Origin of the sequence: Alteromonas sp. CNT1-28, from assembly GCF_022348345.1 — a bacterium.
Classification (GTDB): Bacteria; Pseudomonadota; Gammaproteobacteria; order Enterobacterales; family Alteromonadaceae; genus Alteromonas; species Alteromonas macleodii.
The window spans coordinates 122,697-139,106 of the sequence record NZ_JAKREZ010000001.1; the positions used below are offsets into that span (position 1 = coordinate 122,697).

Annotated in this window: 14 protein-coding genes; 4 read left to right on the top strand and 10 right to left on the bottom strand. The window is 45.5% G+C overall.

Going from position 1 to position 16,410, the window contains the following annotated elements:
- Window positions 1-172 precede the first annotated feature (172 nt).
- The 3 genes from MHN02_RS00545 to MHN02_RS00555 form a co-directional block, all read right to left on the bottom strand.
- On the bottom strand, window positions 173-1,318 hold the full coding sequence (locus MHN02_RS00545) for a DUF2855 family protein (protein ID WP_061486811.1): 1,146 nt from the start codon (window positions 1,316-1,318) through the stop codon (window positions 173-175).
- Between the two features lie 167 nt (window positions 1,319-1,485).
- A complete protein-coding gene (locus tag MHN02_RS00550; protein ID WP_014951296.1) occupies window positions 1,486-2,391 on the bottom strand; it encodes a phosphoribulokinase in 906 nt (301 codons plus the stop codon).
- Window positions 2,392-2,513: 122 nt separating this feature from the next.
- Window positions 2,514-3,449 carry an ion transporter gene (locus MHN02_RS00555; RefSeq protein ID WP_014977768.1) on the bottom strand — a complete coding sequence of 312 codons (936 nt, stop codon included), beginning with the start codon at window positions 3,447-3,449 and terminating at the stop codon, window positions 2,514-2,516.
- Window positions 3,450-3,606: 157 nt separating this feature from the next.
- Between MHN02_RS00555 and MHN02_RS00560 the strand changes: the two genes are divergently transcribed.
- Window positions 3,607-4,368 (top strand): CBM9 family sugar-binding protein, encoded by a 762-nt coding sequence (locus MHN02_RS00560; protein ID WP_239244084.1) that lies wholly within the window; start codon window positions 3,607-3,609, stop codon window positions 4,366-4,368.
- 169 nt (window positions 4,369-4,537) lie between these two features.
- Here MHN02_RS00560 and MHN02_RS00565 read toward each other — a convergent pair whose 3' ends face one another.
- The 7 genes from MHN02_RS00565 to prmA all read right to left on the bottom strand — a co-directional run bounded on the left by MHN02_RS00565 (window position 4,538) and on the right by prmA (window position 12,457).
- Window positions 4,538-5,290: a glucosaminidase domain-containing protein gene (locus MHN02_RS00565; RefSeq protein ID WP_061486809.1), complete on the bottom strand. Its 753-nt coding sequence runs from the start codon at window positions 5,288-5,290 to the stop codon at window positions 4,538-4,540.
- Between the two features lie 468 nt (window positions 5,291-5,758).
- The gene (purD, locus tag MHN02_RS00570; protein WP_061486808.1) at window positions 5,759-7,051 is read right to left on the bottom strand and encodes a phosphoribosylamine--glycine ligase; all 1,293 of its coding nucleotides are present in this window, start codon (window positions 7,049-7,051) and stop codon (window positions 5,759-5,761) included.
- A gap of 27 nt (window positions 7,052-7,078) precedes the next feature.
- Window positions 7,079-7,894: a class I SAM-dependent methyltransferase gene (locus MHN02_RS00575; RefSeq protein ID WP_039228695.1), complete on the bottom strand. Its 816-nt coding sequence runs from the start codon at window positions 7,892-7,894 to the stop codon at window positions 7,079-7,081.
- Between the two features lie 311 nt (window positions 7,895-8,205).
- The gene (purH, locus tag MHN02_RS00580) at window positions 8,206-9,804 is read right to left on the bottom strand and encodes a bifunctional phosphoribosylaminoimidazolecarboxamide formyltransferase/IMP cyclohydrolase (RefSeq protein ID WP_239244086.1); all 1,599 of its coding nucleotides are present in this window, start codon (window positions 9,802-9,804) and stop codon (window positions 8,206-8,208) included.
- 82 nt (window positions 9,805-9,886) lie between these two features.
- Complete coding sequence (gene fis, locus MHN02_RS00585; RefSeq protein ID WP_012520109.1) at window positions 9,887-10,180, bottom strand: DNA-binding transcriptional regulator Fis; 294 nt, start codon at window positions 10,178-10,180, stop codon at window positions 9,887-9,889.
- A gap of 30 nt (window positions 10,181-10,210) precedes the next feature.
- Complete coding sequence (dusB, locus tag MHN02_RS00590) at window positions 10,211-11,209, bottom strand: tRNA dihydrouridine synthase DusB (RefSeq protein ID WP_014951289.1); 999 nt, start codon at window positions 11,207-11,209, stop codon at window positions 10,211-10,213.
- 369 nt (window positions 11,210-11,578) lie between these two features.
- On the bottom strand, window positions 11,579-12,457 hold the full coding sequence (gene prmA / locus MHN02_RS00595; protein WP_239244088.1) for a 50S ribosomal protein L11 methyltransferase: 879 nt from the start codon (window positions 12,455-12,457) through the stop codon (window positions 11,579-11,581).
- A 291-nt stretch (window positions 12,458-12,748) separates the two neighbouring features.
- Here prmA and MHN02_RS00600 point away from each other — a divergent pair, with 291 nt between their 5' ends.
- The 3 genes from MHN02_RS00600 to MHN02_RS00610 all read left to right on the top strand — a co-directional run bounded on the left by MHN02_RS00600 (window position 12,749) and on the right by MHN02_RS00610 (window position 16,399).
- The gene (locus tag MHN02_RS00600; RefSeq protein WP_239244090.1) at window positions 12,749-13,510 is read left to right on the top strand and encodes a transporter substrate-binding domain-containing protein; all 762 of its coding nucleotides are present in this window, start codon (window positions 12,749-12,751) and stop codon (window positions 13,508-13,510) included.
- Between the two features lie 141 nt (window positions 13,511-13,651).
- Window positions 13,652-15,271, top strand: coding sequence for an amidase (locus MHN02_RS00605; RefSeq protein ID WP_239244092.1), 1,620 nt, complete (start codon window positions 13,652-13,654; stop codon window positions 15,269-15,271).
- A gap of 339 nt (window positions 15,272-15,610) precedes the next feature.
- Window positions 15,611-16,399 (top strand): hypothetical protein, encoded by a 789-nt coding sequence (locus MHN02_RS00610; RefSeq protein WP_049585492.1) that lies wholly within the window; start codon window positions 15,611-15,613, stop codon window positions 16,397-16,399.
- Window positions 16,400-16,410: the final 11 nt, after the last annotated feature.

The following is a 16,410-nucleotide window of genomic DNA, read 5'->3' on the forward strand; positions in this document are numbered from 1 at the left end:
AAAGAAAGAGCCAGCAAAGGCCCAGTAAAAGCCCAGCAGACTCCAACGAGGAGGAAGCCATTACGCTTTTCTTCCCACTGAGCTTATAGTGAACTACGTATTGGTGAGAAGCTTTATAACGTAGGCACTGCAACAACACATCAGCAGTTCAAGTTGTAATCCTTAAGGAGCGCTAATCAAAAGTGACGACATTAAGGGCTTTTGTTTGCGCCGTTCCATTAAGCGTTTCTAAATATAACTGCGTTATAGCATCAGCTCCGCGGTGCGATTGCTCATAAAACTGATCGCTCACTTTCTCTGCGAAGCGTTTCCATGCACTGGCGTATTTTGCCAAAAAGGCCTCGTGCCCCCATTCATGTTGGCGCAGTTTCACGCGAGCTGGCGCGAAAAATATCTCTGCATTGAGCAATTTGGGGTTGGGCTTCTCTTGGGCTTTCCAATCTGTCGCACCAATGAGTGTAACGTCGCTCAGGCTGTCGCCAAGCTGCTTGGTAAGGTCATTAATCAACGTACCGTTGGCAGCGAAATCAAGCAGCCAGTAGCGCGCATCGCTGCTTTTACTGCTATTGCCTTCGCTACTCAGGGCTGAGAGTTCGTCATAACTATACACTTCATCGTAGCAGCCGGACGCTTTTACCAAATCCACGTTTTGTTTCGAGGTTAGCCCAACCACCTTGTAGCTTGCGTTTCGAGTGGCCTTTTGGTCTTTAAGTAGTTGCGCTGTACCCAGTGCGGTTTTACTCGAAGCGCTCGACAACAGTAAGGTTTCATTGTTTGCTTTCTCTGCCACATAGTCATCGAGAACAAACGAAGTCATATAAAGGGGTCTAAAATTAAGCTGCCATGCTTCGCGGTTTTTGTCGTAGCCGGGGTCGGCGGCACAGCGAAGATATTGATCGTAAACAGGGCTAATGCTCTTCCGTTTTTCGTGGATGTCTGAAAAACCGTGAGGGGCAACTTTGCCAGCTTTTATCACCCAATGGCTAGCCATAGGCAGGTAGCCGAACACCTTTTCACCTACTTTGATATCGCTATGACAAGACGCCTTAACGGTAGCAAAGCCCCAAACGGGCACAATACCGAAGCCATGTGCTTCATCAACGTCATTATCACTCTTTGCAGGGAAAAAGCCCCAATAGCCCATTTTAAAACCCAGTGCAGCATAGGTGATGTTGTTGGCAGAAAAGCCAAAGCTGTCTGTCTCAAGCAATACTTCGTCTTGCTGTAAGTCGTTGATGTTTATATCGCGGGAAACAACGTTAGTGTTGGCAAGGTTTTGCTGGTCTACCCAAATTTGTTGGCTTTTAATTGTGGTCATAATAGGAGCCTGCTGTGTCAAAAACTAGGTCGAGAAACTAAATCAAGAAACTAAATCAAGAAGCTAAACCAAGAAAGTTTCCGAATAGAACCTAGATTGACGCAGGGCATGAGCCATTACGACTTACTGTTTTAAATACATGCCTATAGAAGCGATGTATATTGGGCTTACTCGTCGCTGCTCAACCAATCCATCTGATGACCAGCTCTGCGCTTTTTATTTAAGATGTCTTCAAGGAGCGGAGTTAAAATGAGCTCCATGGCTAAGCCCATCTTTCCGCCGGGTACAACCAAGGTGTTGATGCGAGACATAAACGCGCCGTCGATCATTTGAAGTAGGTAGGGGTAGTCCACAGTCTTCATTTCCCGTCTAAAGCGCACAACCACAAAGCTTTCATCTTGGGTTGGAATTTCCCGTGCACTGAAGGGGTTGGAGGTATCAACGGTTGGTACGCGCTGGAAGTTAACGTGGGTGCGTGAAAATTGTGGCGTGATGTAGTGGAAATAGTCGTCCAGTCCTCGCACTATGCTGCTCATTACCGCTTCACGAGAATGTCCTCGGTCAGTGGTGTCGCGTACAATCTTTTGGATCCATTCTAAGTTTACGATCGGCACCATGCCGACCAGTAAATCTACATGTTTTGCTACGTCATTTTCTTCCGTTTTTACACCGCCATGTAAACCTTCATAGAACAGCAAGTCAGTGTTTTTGGGTAAATCTTGCCAAGGTGTAAAGGTGCCGGGCATTTGATTAAAAGGCACGGCTTCATCGAACGTGTGAAGGTATTGTCTAAACTGTCCTGTACCCGAGCTGCCGTATTCCCTAAACAGGGATTCCAGTAGCTCAAAGTCGTTGGCTTTAGGGCCAAAGTAGCTGATATGCCTGCCTTGCTCTTGGGCTTTGCGAATTTCCACTTCCATTTCCGGGCGGGTAAAACGGTGAAAACTATCGCCTCCTACAACCGCAGCATTAACACTTAAGTTCCTGAAAATATGGCGTATAGCGTTGGTCGTGGTAGTAGTACCCGCGCCAGAAGAACCTGTTATAGCAATAATAGGGTGTTTGACAGACATAGGAATTCTTTTTGGAAATGACGGGTACTAGTTATAAGCTGATGTGAGCTAAGAATCAAGGGGAGGTATAAGCGCATACCACTCGATTCTTGGGAGTTGCTTTCGCTCCAGCCTGCGTGTAATCAATCATCTAGCCGTTTGTGATGGTGCTGCAATAGGCGCACAATTAGCTTTGCCTCCTCTTCATCTAAATCAAGAAGTGCGCGAACATGTTCTAGGTGGTGCACATCGTGCTCACTCAACTTTCCGTCGTCCAAAACGCTTCTTACTGTGTCTTTAAACCTATCGCGTTTTAGCTGCATCTGCGACGTGTAGCTAGAAGATAAAATACCCGCTGGTAGGGCGTAAAAACAGATACCCATTATAGTTATGAGGCCGCCAAATATTTTACCCAATGCAGTTATAGGAACGGCGTCACCATAGCCCACCGTGGTCAGCGTGACGAGTGCCCACCACAATGAAGCGGGAATACTGCTAAAAACATCGGGCTGAGCAGCATGTTCAATGTAATAAATACAGGTGGCGGCGATAATCGTGAACAACAAAAGTACGCTTAACGCCGCAATAAGGCTGTGAGACTCGTTGCGCAATACGGTAACGAGAGTTTGCATAGAGCGCGAATAGCGCCCAATTTTTAGAATTCGCATTACCCGAAATATTCGCAAAATACGTAAATCGAACGCCACGAAAACGCTTAAGTAAAAAGGCAGAATTGCCATTAGGTCGACGAGCGCCATGGGGCTTTTCAAATAGGTCCAGCGCTTTTGCCATGTCGTTGTACGTTCGTGATTAGGACGGTTTGGGGCCGATGCGCTGCCGTATAAACGAAGAAAGTACTCAACGGTAAATATCAGTACTGAAACCACTTCGATTATATGAAGTTCGTACTGCCAAATGGCAGGGATACCCGGCACTGTTTCCAGCATCATAGCGACAACATTTACGATAATTAACGCGATAAGAAATACATCAAATATTTTGCTGAGCTTTTTGTACTCGTGAGCCTCGCTGGCAGGCGCAAGGATGTGATAGCACGCGTTTTGAAATGACATAGCCACGGTAGTGAGGGAACGAATGTCCTTTTTATACCAATTACCGTTGCAAATTGGTAATGCTTCTAAAAAAGAAGAGGGTGTTTGGCGCTATTTTCAAGCGCGAATGGAGTCAAAACATGGTAGTTTAAAATACAAATAAGCAAACAAAGAGCGTATCCAATTGAAAAGTGCAAAACATTTAGGGGCAGTACTAACCTCGGCACTGCTTGTGGCTATGTCTGTGCCCACAGCACAAGCCAAGTCTGACAGCGTACTTTTTTCATCAACGCCACCTGTTATAGATGGTGTAGCCAATGACGCTGCATGGAAAGGGGGCGATTGGCATGAAATGACGTCGCTTATGTGGGGCTCGGCTCCTGAGTCCGGTGATTTTTCTGGTCGATATAAACTGCGATGGAACAAGGATGCGCTGTATCTGTTGGCAGAAATACAAGACGATCACCTCTCAGATACCTATGCCAATCCCCTTGAACGTTATTGGGATGATGACTGTTTAGAAATTTTTATTGATGCTGATGCCTCTGGTGGCGATCACCTTAATAACTACAATGCGTTTGCCTATCACTTAGCGTTAGATAATCAGGTTGTTGATATTGGTCCAAATGAAGCAGGAGAGGCTGTACCACAACTCTACAATGATCACGTAGAGAACAAATGGCAGCGAGATATATCGGCGCCGCATAAGATTCATTGGGAAGCAGCGGTACGTGTATTTGATGATAGCTATCAACACGGAAAAGATAATTCGCCTGCCACCTTAAAAGAAGGTATGACACTGGGCTTTATGCTTGCCTATTGCGATGCGGATGGTGGCGACAGAGAGCACTTTTTAGGCTCTCATGAGATCACCCCAGTAAACGGCGATAAAAACTTGGGGTATAAAGATGCATCGGTGTTTGGAAAGGTGAAGCTGACAAAGTAGTGAACCATAATTTGTCGCTACTTTAATTGATTGACTTGCCGCGCGTAATTGGAAGGAGTCGCAGAAATGCCACTCCTTTTAACCTGCAATCACTCACCTTGACTAAAAGCCATGCCATTTGGCGATAAATAAATGTGCTACAGAGCTCGTCACGCTCTAGCTGGTTGAGTTAATTGGCTTCGCCTTCCTGCTTACTCAGATCTAACTTGTCCAGCACTGCAAGTTTATTAAAACTGATCATCTCACGTATTTCTTTTCCATATTCATCGCCACGCTCAGAATACTTCCCTAAGCCATAGCTGAGCGCAACCCCGGTGACAGCCTTGTCTTCTTCACGTAAGGATTGTCGAATTTTACGCAATGGTTTGTAAGCATCGTGGGTGTTTAAATTTAGCATGTAGCTTTCTACTGAGTCGGCAGGCGAACGGAAATCAGCAACTTCATGATTTTTGTTAGTGTCACGCGATTTTGGAACGATACCGCAGCCCTCAGAGAAACACCACTGACCAAAAAAGTTGTTCCCTAATTTTGCAAAACGAGAGGTACCCCATGCACTTTCATTCGCTGCTTGTGCAATTGCTAACGACGCAGGAACAATGTCGGCACGCCTTAACAACACCTCGCAGGCTGACTCCTGTTCAAGGTCAGCATCGTCAACACGAAACTTTGTCAGGAACTGGTCTAGATTGTCTGCTTCATCCGCGTCGCAAGAACTTTGAATTTGCTCTCTATCGGTGGCTAGCTCTTTGTTCACCTCGACTACAATAGGAGTGAAATACTCAAAAAATGCCGCTTTTCGGTCAGGGCCTGCGGCATAAGCAGTAAAGTCTGGAGCAGATTCTTTGGCAAAAAAGGCGAACCACGCTGCGGTACTCGCCACTACTGCTACAAGCAACACAGCAATAAGTTTAGTGTTCGACATCAGGTGATACCTCTTTTATTAGAATGAAATAATACGCTTTTTAAGCAGACTACCTGAGCTTATTAAATCTCGCTAAGTGGTTAATCATCTATGCGGATTGATATTAATACCATACAGGTTCTTGTATGCGCTGCAACATATGGAGAAGGTCAGTAAATTAAAGATTTATAATGTATACAGTACTATCGGCAAGTACCAAATCAGACTCGATGTGAAATTCAATACCTTATTGCTTATGTACTGAGCGCGAGTTTTCTTTTGTGTTGAGCGTTAGTATCAGGTTAAGCAGTGATATGTAGCTGGGAAACTACGATTTCTGCGTTTACTGCACGTTAGCATGGTAAGTAAGTGGTAAGAGTAGGTAAGAGTAAAAGTGGGGGGCGTAGAATTCACACCCTGGCTTTTCGTAATTATGTAAGAACGCAGCATTACGCTGCGTTCATTTAGCACTTTCTATGAGGCTTTCGGCTACTTGGCTTCAGCTTCACGCGCAATCGCACGGTGCGCGATATCAGTGCGGTAGTACACATCTTTAAACTGAATGGCTTTTAGTAGCTCGTAGGCTTTTTGCTGCGCTTCGGTAACGTTGTTACCCAAAGCTGTAGCGCAAAGTACGCGGCCACCTGCGGTTACCACTTCGCCATCTTGCAGGGCGGTGCCTGCATGGAAAACCTTTCCGTCTAACTTAGCGGCTTCTTCGAAACCAGTAATCACGTCGCCTTTATCATAGCTGCCTGGATAGCCGCCAGCGGCAAGCACAACACCTACCGACGCGCGCTCATCAAACTCAATCGTTTTACCAGCAAGTTCGCCTTTGCACGCTGCTTGGCAAAGTGGAACCAAGTCAGACTTTAAGCGCAGCATGATTGGCTGGGTTTCCGGATCGCCAAAGCGACAGTTGTATTCGATTACCTTTGGAGTGCCATCAGCCATAATCATAAGGCCAGCATATAAAAAGCCAACGTAGTCGTTGCCTTCAGCAGCCATGCCGTTAACTGTTGGCATAATCACTTCTTGCATAATACGGTCGTGAATGTCCTGCGTTACAACCGGAGCCGGAGAATATGCACCCATTCCGCCTGTGTTCGGCCCTTTGTCACCGTCAGCAGCACGCTTGTGGTCTTGGCTGGTGGCAAAAGGTAGTACGTTTTTGCCGTCTACCATGACAATGAACGACGCTTCTTCACCGTCTAGGAATTCTTCAATAACTACGCGGCTGCCGGCTTCGCCAAACGCGTTACCTGCCAGCATGTCGCGGATAGCGTCTTCCGCTTCTTCAAGGGTCATCGCAACAATAACACCTTTACCCGCAGCAAGACCGTCAGCCTTTACTACAATCGGCGCGCCTTTCTCACGCACATAGGCAATAGCTGGGTCAATTTCTGTGAAGTTTTGATACTCGGCCGTTGGAATGTTGTGGCGAGCCAAAAAGTCTTTGGTAAAAGCTTTAGAGCCCTCAAGCTGCGCGGCAGCTTGAGTGGGGCCAAAAATCATTAAACCAGCGTTTGTGAACGCATCAACAACACCTGCAACTAGCGGCGCTTCTGGGCCTACAATAGTAAGCTCAACATCGTTACCCTGAGCAAAAGAAACCAAGCCAGCAATATCATTTACATCGATAGCTACGTTCTCAAGCTTAGGTTCTGTAGCTGTGCCTGCATTGCCAGGTGCTACAAATACTGTTGAAACATCAGAAGACCGCGCTGCTTTAAACGCTAGCGCGTGTTCGCGGCCACCGCCGCCAATTACAAGTACGTTCATTAACTGTTCCGTTTTGAGTGTTTAATTTTATGATTTTGGTTTGGTGAATTTTAGCGTCATGCGATTGCTCTCGCCAATCGCCATGTATTTTTCGCGATCTTGATCATCTAGCGCCAAACGTGGAGGTAGCGTCCACACACCTTTCGGGTGGTCGGCAGTATCCATTGGGTTCGCGTTGACATCGCTGCTTGCTTCAAGCACAAAGCCTGCTTTTTCGGCGGCAGCCACAACGTAAGAACGCTTCATGTAGCCACTTTTCTTCATTGCTTCATCATCTGCGCTTTCAGGAAGCTCATGTTCCACTACGCCCAGTACGCCACCTGGCTTAAGCGCTTTGAAAAATGCGCCAAATGCATTGTCGATACCCTCGTCACCGTGACGCATATACCAGTTGTGTACGTTGCGAAACGTCAGCACCATATCGGCACTACCTGCGTCGCTAATATCTAACGCTTTGATTGGGTCGAATGCAGTAAGCTCAGCACCTTCGTACTTCATGCCCGGCTTCATTTTTTCTTTGAAGCCTTCTACCGATTTTTTAAAGTAACCGCTGGTTTCATCATCAACGTAAAAGTGAGCAGCTACATACTTACCGTTATCTTTTACAACAGAATAAAGGATGTCGGCGTACCAACCACCACCTGGAGAGATTTCTACCACAGTCATGTCTGGGGTAAGGCCAAAAAAGCGCAGTGTTTGCTGAGGATTACGGTACTCATCGCGTACTTTTGCACTAGCAGAGCGGATATCGCTCATTGCGGCATCAGAAATCGCATCTGCGCTGGCATAAGTAGCACTTACACCTAGGGTTGCGGCTAACACATATTGGGCTAATTTTTTCATTCTTATTTCCTTTTTCTGTCGAGGGTAGGCGAATAACATAACACTATTACTACAAATTACCACGGGTCAGATCAAGCCTATCAGCTAACCCCTATTTGCACTTACGCCTTAGCAGAATAATTCGCAACCCTGTCGCTTCGATGAGATTTCACTACAACCAAGCAAATGACCTCGAGTCTGCGTATTTAAAAGGGTTAAGGAAAAATAACAAACACACAGTAAAGCCACTAAATGCCACTTTACTGCGTGTTTAACTTAGGTGTTGGTGTCCCTCACTAAGCCTGCACTAAAAGGTATTGCGTTAATACTTATTAGTGACGGAAGTGGCGCATACCCGTGAACACCATAGCAATGCCGTGCTCGTCAGCGGCATCAATGACTTCTTGGTCGCGCATAGAGCCGCCTGGCTGAATGACTGCTTTAATACCTGCTTCAGCCGCAGCGTCGATACCGTCGCGGAATGGGAAGAATGCATCAGACGCCATTACAGAGCCTGCAACTTCAAGGTTCTCATCAGCTGCTTTAATACCCGCAATTTTTGCAGAGTAAACACGGCTCATTTGGCCTGCGCCCACGCCTACCGTCATACCGTCTTTGCAGTAAACAATCGCGTTAGACTTAACGTATTTTGCTACCTTCCAGCAGAACATAAGGTCGCGTAGTTCATCTTCGCTTGGCTTACGCTTAGTCACAACTTCTAGGTCTTCCATTTCAACCATGCCGAAGTCGCGCTCTTGTACTAATAAACCGCCGTTTACGCGCTTAAAGTCATAACCTTCAGTTAGCTGACCAGCCCAATCGCCACACGCTAGAAGACGTACGTTTTTCTTCGCACTTACTACTTCTTTCGCTTCATCGCTTACTGTCGGCGCAATAATTACTTCCACAAATTGACGGTCAACAATCGCTTGCGCTGTTTTCGCATCAAGCTCGCGGTTAAATGCGATAATGCCGCCAAATGCAGACGTAGGGTCAGTTTTAAACGCGCGGTCATAGGCACTTAAAATATCTTCGCCAATCGCTACACCACATGGGTTAGCGTGCTTAACGATTACACATGCTGGCTCTTCGAATTCTTTCACGCACTCAAGGGCTGCATCGGTATCAGCGATATTGTTAAACGAAAGCTCTTTACCTTGAAGCTGGGTAGCAGTGGCAACAGAGGCTTCCTGAATATTGTTTTCAACATAGAATGCCGCTTCCTGGTGGCTGTTCTCTCCGTAGCGAAGATCTTGCTTCTTGATCAGCTGCATGTTGTAGGTACGTGGGAATTCACTGTGCTGATGATCACAGTCTGCTTCACAACCAGTGCTGTCTAAACGGGCACCAAAGTAGTTTGCAATCATGCCGTCGTATTCAGCAGTGTGCTCAAATGCTTTAATGGCAAGGTCGAAACGGGTGTTGTACGTTAACGAGCCGTTGTTGTCGTTCATTTCAGCAAGTACGCGAGAGTAGTCAGACGCATTAACCACAATAGTCACATCTTTATGGTTTTTTGCAGCAGCGCGCACCATAGTTGGGCCACCGATATCAATATTTTCAATTGCATCTTCTAGCGTGCAGTCTTCGTTTGCCACGGTAGCAGCAAACGGATAAAGGTTAACCACCACAAGATCGATAGGCGCAATGCTGTGTTCTTCCATCACCGCTTCATCGGTACCGCGACGACCAAGGATACCGCCATGAATTTTCGGGTGAAGAGTTTTAACACGGCCAGCCATAATTTCTGGGTGACCTGTGTGATCAGACACTTCTTTAACAGGTAAGCCAGCGTCAGCGAGAAGTTTCGCAGTACCGCCCGTCGACAGAAGTTCTACGCCAGCGTTATGCAGCGCTGTCGCGAAATCGAGGATACCGGTTTTATCAGAGACACTAAGGAGAGCACGTTTAATTGGTTTTGGTGTTTGCATAAATTTTAAGTTTCTAATGTTGTAGTGTTGAAACAAAAAGAGCACCGATTGGTGCTCTTTGGTGGGCAAAGCCCTTGGAATCTTAGTTCATGCCGTATTGCTTAAGCTTCTTGCGAAGTGTGCCACGGTTGATGCCCATCATGATGGCAGCGCGGGTTTGATTGCCGCGTGTGTAAGTCATGACTTCTTCTAGCAGCGGCGCTTCAACTTCAGCCAGTACCATTTCGTACAGGTTATCGATGTTTGCGTTATCCAATTGCTTAAGGTACTTATTAACCGCTTGCTTTACAGAGTCACGCAGTGGCTTTTGAGCTTGCGTTTGTGAAGGCGTAGTTACTGTAGTAGTAAAAGGTGAAGTCACGTTTTGATCGAACATAATACTGTGTTGCTCTTAAGTTAGTCATCACTATGCTGCGGGAGAAATCTGTCGGGTTTCTCGAGTCTGCAGCGCTTGAAAATATGCATTTAGTGCATCGAGTTGCTCATTTGCATCATCGATAGCGTTAAACGTTTTACGAAACTGACGATCCGTATCGTGCTCCGCGAGATACCAGCCCACGTGCTTACGGGCAATTCTCACACCGGCTATGTCGCCATAAAAGTCCTGCACATTTGCTACGTGCTCATGCAAGAGTTCATATAACTCTGACAGCGGCGGTGCTGGTAGGTTCTCGCCCGTTTCAAGATAATGTTGGATTTGCTTAAATATCCAAGGTTTACCTTGCGCGCCGCGACCTATCATTACGCCATCTGCACCGGTGTAATTCAGCACCTCTTGTGCTTTCTCTGGAGAAGTAATATCACCATTTGCAATAACAGGAATTGAAATTGCCGCCTTAATTTGGCGTATGGTGCTGTATTCAGCTTCTCCTTTATACATACAAGCTCGTGTTCTGCCGTGAACAGCAAGCGACTGTATGCCGTTTTGCTCTGCAATGCGGGCAATCTCTACCCCATTGCGATTTTCTGGGTTCCAACCGGTGCGAATTTTCAGTGTTACGGGTACGTCAACAGCATTAACTACTGCTTTAATAATCGCTTCCACTGTGTCTGGGTATTGAAGCAAGGCAGAGCCTGCTAGCTTCTTATTAACCTTCTTAGCAGGACAACCCATGTTGATATCGATGATTTGCGCACCGTTCTCAACATTAAATTGCGCTGCTTGAGCCATAAGCTCAGGGTCGGCCCCAGCTATCTGTACAGAGCGAATGCCTTCTTCACCCTCATGATTCATACGCGCTTGTGATTTAGCTGTGTTCCAAACTTTCGGATTACTCGAAAGCATTTCTGAAACAACAAGGCCTGCACCTAAGCGCTTACAAAGTTGGCGAAACGGTCTGTCTGTTACGCCAGCCATGGGGGCCAACATCAAATTGTTTTCTAACTCGTAAGGTCCAATTCGCATTGTAAAATGTATAGCTCGCCATCTAAAACTGCACAGAAAATATACACCCGGCTAAAACGGGGCGCTAAGTGTACGTGTTTTCGCAAGGCTTGAAAAGGCTAAAAATCGCACAAAATTTCACTTCGTGGTCTTGACAGTGAAAAAAATCTGTCACATTAGTAAGCTAACGTCGTTTTTAGTTTAAATATTGTACGAAAGTCTTACAGCCCCCGATTTGAAAGGGCTGTAATGTGAAAAAAATTAACAATTAATTAGGCGGCAACGTGCTTTTTCGTACAAATTTTCGTCGCAATTTTGAGGTGGTTGACCGAAAACACACTATTCTAACTGGGCGTAATATTCACCGACTGGTCGGTTTATCGCTCAAACTTAGTGTTTTTTGCCCGACACTCTCGCCCATTCGCCATCTATGGCACTGGGTTCAAGTGTAATATCTTGAGCGTACGCTTCTTCTATGCGCGTAACTTGCTCCGCCAAAATGCCAGAAAGAACTAACAAACCGCCTGATTTGCAGTAATTTGTAATCACGCTTTGAAGTTCTAGTAATGGACCTGACAAGATATTCGCCATCACCACATCGGCTTCTAGTTCAGGTTGGTCTTCAGGAAGGTATACATCCAGACGGTCTTCAACGCCGTTGCGGCGCGCATTTTCTTTCGTTGCCTGAAGGGCTTGTGGGTCAATATCAATACCAATAACGCGCTTAGCACCCAATTTCAACGCTGCCAGCGCTAATATTCCTGAGCCACAGCCAAAATCGACCACGGTTTTATCTGTCATATTTATGCCGTCTAACCAGCGTAGGCAAAGTGCGGTAGTAGGATGCGTACCTGTGCCAAAAGCAAGGCCTGGGTCCAACATAACATTAACGGCATCAGGGTCTGGAACGTCACGCCAGCTTGGGCAAATCCACAAGCGCTCGCCAAACTGCATAGGATGGAAGTTATCCATCCACTCTCGTTCCCAGTCTTTGTCTTCAAGTGGTTCTAGCTTGTACTTAAAGTCTGGACCTAAGACTTTGGCTTTACCCAAACGCTGAAGGATGCCTTTCATATCGGCATCTGCTTCGAACAGCCCGACTACTTGAGTGTCTGGCCACAATAACACTTCACCCGGCTTGGGCTCGTACATTGGGGTGTCTTTCGCGTCTACATAGGTAACCGCCTGCGAGCCATTTGCAGTTAGCATGTCTCCTATTGATTCTGCATATTCAGAAGAGGTATTAATTCGAAGTTGTAGCCAAGCCATAGTTGTCGTTCGTTGGGACCTTTGTTGGTCATTGTACCTTTGCTTGGCGTTAAACAAAATGCAGGCAGGCGAAAAGCTTTAAGTAAATCAGAACGCGATGCTTACAGAGGCATGATCAAATCTAACCACTTTGGTTCTCAACAGGCTCTCAAGTACCCAATAAAACTTGGCTGCTCAATTGATTACGTAAGCCTCGAGAAAAACTAACCTTTTGTCGACTGGTGAAATTCTAATATAAGTTTATATTATGAGAAGGGTATCGTTTAATTTATAGTTTGGTTCATCTGTTGTATGCGCGCACTTTTATCTGCTGTTTGTTTACTGTGTTTTATCATACCGCTTAGCGCGAAAGAGCTAGATGTGGTTGTGGGCTGGAACAAGCCTCCATACGTTATTTCACAAGAACACACCGGCTTTGAAGTTGACTTGGTGCGGGCGATCCTTGCTGAAATGGGATATGGATTGTCGCCTATTTATGTTCCTTTCGGGCGTACGGCAAGGCTATTAAAAGATGACGCCGTTGACATTGGACTTACCCTTAATCTTGCACACACAGTCGATCAAAGCATTTTATCTGAGCCATATATTATCTATCAGAACGTCGTGGTAACACGCGCAGACAGAGAACTGACGATAGACAGTATCGACGATTTGAAAGGTAAAAGCGTCATTGCTTTTCAAACCGCTCAATCGGTATTAGGTGAGGACTTTGGGCGAACTCTCGCATCGCAAACTACCTATATAGAAATGGCACGACAAGATCGTCAAGTGGACATGCTGATGCGTGGTAGCATTGATGTAGCTATCCTAGATAGAAACATTTTTAATTATTTCAAATCTAAAAATGGCACTTACTCTCAAGATAAGACCGTCTTTCATGAGTTGTTTCCCATCTCAGCGTACAGTGCGGCGATCCCTGACCCAGAGCTACGAGCTAAATTTAACGCTACGCTTCGTCTTTTTATTGAAGACGGGCGGTATCAATTACTACTTGATGAGTACAAGCTCGACAATCTCCTTCACAAGCTTCCCAATGCAAATGTTGCTAACTAGATATTAACTTTATTGTCTAGACAGTGAACTATTTCTGATTCAACGTATAAGAAACTAACACTACATTGGTGCGAGTTTGTTCTGTAGCAAAATTAATCTTCGCTAAAACAAGCACTAGAACTATGCGTTAAGGAAGAACCTATGCTCAAACGGTGGTATTTACTGGCTATTGTTGTGTTATGCACTGCATGCGCGTCACAAGCAAATCTTAATAATGACATCGAACAATGGCTGGATAAGCCTGCCCACATTCAAGCGCAAGCTATTGCAAGTGGTGATACTACCTCTGCTGAAATCGTCAGCGGTTATATTGCCCGCATTAAACAGCTAGATACAAAGGTTAATAGTATCTTAGCGCTTAACCCAAACGCGCTGACCGAAGCGAAAGTCATCGACAAAAAAATAGCGAGCGGTGAAACACTTGGCCCTCTGGCTGGCATCCCAGTTCTCTTAAAAGATAATATCGAAAGTACAGAAATGCCCACCACTGCAGGCTCAATGGCGCTGCTCAATAACGATACCGGTCGCAATGCGTTTATTGTGGAAAAACTGAAAGCAGCTGGGGCAATTATATTGGGTAAAACCAACTTGTCTGAGTGGGCTAACTTTCGTTCAGAGTCTTCGGTGAGTGGCTGGAGCGCTGTGGGTGGGCTTACCCGAAACCCACATATACTATCAAGAAGTGCGTGTGGCTCGTCATCGGGTTCAGGGGCGGCAATGTCGCTTCGTTTGGCGTCTCTTGCTGTGGGCACTGAAACCAATGGTTCTATTATATGTCCCGCGTCTATAAACGGTGTAGTAGGCTTTAAACCCACAGTGGGTTTACTTTCAAGAACTCACATTGTGCCTATATCTTTCAGTCAAGACACCGCGGGACCAATGACATCTAACGTTCAAGATGCCTGGCTGATGACGTCAATTATGGCAGGCACAGATGCAGGCGATAACGCTACGCTAGATGCAGACTCTCATCGTCCAGCTATGCCCGCATCGTCCATGCTTGCTACCGATTTAAAAGGTAAGCGAATTGGTGTGGTTAGGTACCGCCAAGGCGATAATCCTCATGTACTCGCCGTATATGAAAAGGCGTTGAACCAGCTAAAAGCATCGGGCGCTACGTTGGTGGACATCAGCGACTTCTCTCAGCCAGATTCTTTTTGGGCCGACTCTTACAATGTTTTGCTTAGCGAGTTTCATCATAGCATCAACGAATACTTGTCGACGTCGCCAGCAGAGCTTCCTGTTAGGAACTTATCAGAGCTCATCGCGTTTAATAATAAAACAGAACGCGAGTTAGCGTTATTCGACCAAGATATATTCGAGAAGTCGCTCGCGTCGACAGCCATTAACAGTGAAAAGTATCAAAATGCGCTGCGCCTTATTCAAGACACTGCAGGCAAGAACGGTATCGATACATTATTAGCAAAACACAACGTTGATATATTGGTTGCGCCCTCGAACAGTCCATCATTTCTTATCGACGGAGTATACGGCGACCATTCGCCAGCCGGCTTTATTGGTGTAGGGTATTTGGCTGCCATCGCTGGTTATCCGCATCTCACAGTGCCTGCCGGACAAGTAAAAGATCTTCCTGTGGGAATTAGTTTTATTGGTGGTAAGTGGCAAGACGAAAGTGTTTTGAAAATAGGTCGAGTCTTTGAAGCAAAACACGGCTTCTTCATTAAGCCTGGCCTTCTGCCTACACGTTTTGACAACCCAGCGTTGAAAGGTATTGATGAAGGGGTTCGAAGTAACCGCTAAGCAATGGTAATTTAAGATCTTTTGAAAGATGCTGAACTGGGAAAGTTTTGATTATTAAAGTGATTCAAATTATTTGAGTATTTCAGTTAGTGAAGGTCATTTTATATTCTGCTCACAATTTTAAAAATAAGTTAAAAAAATATGGTTAAATTTTTGTTAATATGCAAAGCTTACGCTTGTTGACTTGAACGGTACGTCTTTTCAGACAGTCACATTACGTACACTACTCATTGCCTGAATTCGCTTGGCGAGAAGAAGTGTAGTACAGAGTTCAACACACATAAACAATGACTGCGGTAAATGTCACTTCATTCTAGATTATCACTATGGAGGTGTATCATGTCTGGAACTTCTGAAGCAGTTACTCAGGCCACAAGACTAAGCGAAATTGGATTCCCTGAATTTACGACTAAACTAATAACCGATGTATTTGACGCATTAATCTCTAGTAACATCCGCCAAACCGAAGCCTATATTGAGCTTCTTCAACAAACAAGTAAATCGCTTTCTTCTTTTATCAATGACACCAAAGATGATATTAGCGGTGACATGATTTTAGATTTTTTAGCGCGAGCGTTACCCGCTGATGTAGACAACCAAGAGAAAGTTACCGCTGTAGAGAATAACGGAGGAAACGCGACATTAAATCAAGATCAAGCCAATGCATTAAATGCAGCGCTTGAAACCCCGGAGGAAGCGGGAGTCGCCGACAATAATCAAATCGCTGTAGATGGTCAAAACTCGTATGACGCTATTCTTGATGCGGTAGCAAGGCGAATATCGGTGAATAAATACGACATGCTTAAAGAAATGGTTAAGCAAGGAATATTGCGCCTGGTCATTGAAAATGGAGACATAGAAACTCGTTTGACGTTTACAACCTATGGCTCGTCCTTTAGCAGAGAAACACAAAATAAATACAACCGCAAAGCGTTTTCCGCACAGGCTCGCGCTAAAACCGGCTCCATCTTATCGAGTTGGGTCAAAGCTTCGGCATCTACTAAGTATTCGAATGTGACAGTTACGACAACGAGTAAAGTTGATCAAGATAGATCAGGCTCAAGAGTGAATATTTTTGGTGGTGTGAAAATAAACTTCCGCACCGATTATTTACCGTTAGATCAGTAGGAATACACGCC

Bases quoted from the DNA above. Each gene is read 5' to 3' on its own strand.
- MHN02_RS00605 (WP_239244092.1), top strand. From the start codon at position 13,652: ATGCTCAAACGGTGGTATTTACTGGCTATTGTTGTGTTATGCACTGCA.
- purD (WP_061486808.1), bottom strand. From the start codon at position 7,051: ATGAACGTACTTGTAATTGGCGGCGGTGGCCGCGAACACGCGCTAGCG.
- MHN02_RS00610 (WP_049585492.1), top strand. From the start codon at position 15,611: ATGTCTGGAACTTCTGAAGCAGTTACTCAGGCCACAAGACTAAGCGAA.
- MHN02_RS00600 (WP_239244090.1), top strand. From the start codon at position 12,749: ATGCGCGCACTTTTATCTGCTGTTTGTTTACTGTGTTTTATCATACCG.
- MHN02_RS00565 (WP_061486809.1), bottom strand. From the start codon at position 5,290: ATGTCGAACACTAAACTTATTGCTGTGTTGCTTGTAGCAGTAGTGGCG.
- prmA (WP_239244088.1), bottom strand. From the start codon at position 12,457: ATGGCTTGGCTACAACTTCGAATTAATACCTCTTCTGAATATGCAGAA.
- MHN02_RS00545 (WP_061486811.1), bottom strand. From the start codon at position 1,318: ATGACCACAATTAAAAGCCAACAAATTTGGGTAGACCAGCAAAACCTT.
- purH (WP_239244086.1), bottom strand. From the start codon at position 9,804: ATGCAAACACCAAAACCAATTAAACGTGCTCTCCTTAGTGTCTCTGAT.
- MHN02_RS00575 (WP_039228695.1), bottom strand. From the start codon at position 7,894: ATGAAAAAATTAGCCCAATATGTGTTAGCCGCAACCCTAGGTGTAAGT.
- dusB (WP_014951289.1), bottom strand. From the start codon at position 11,209: ATGCGAATTGGACCTTACGAGTTAGAAAACAATTTGATGTTGGCCCCC.
- fis (WP_012520109.1), bottom strand. From the start codon at position 10,180: ATGTTCGATCAAAACGTGACTTCACCTTTTACTACTACAGTAACTACG.
- MHN02_RS00550 (WP_014951296.1), bottom strand. From the start codon at position 2,391: ATGTCTGTCAAACACCCTATTATTGCTATAACAGGTTCTTCTGGCGCG.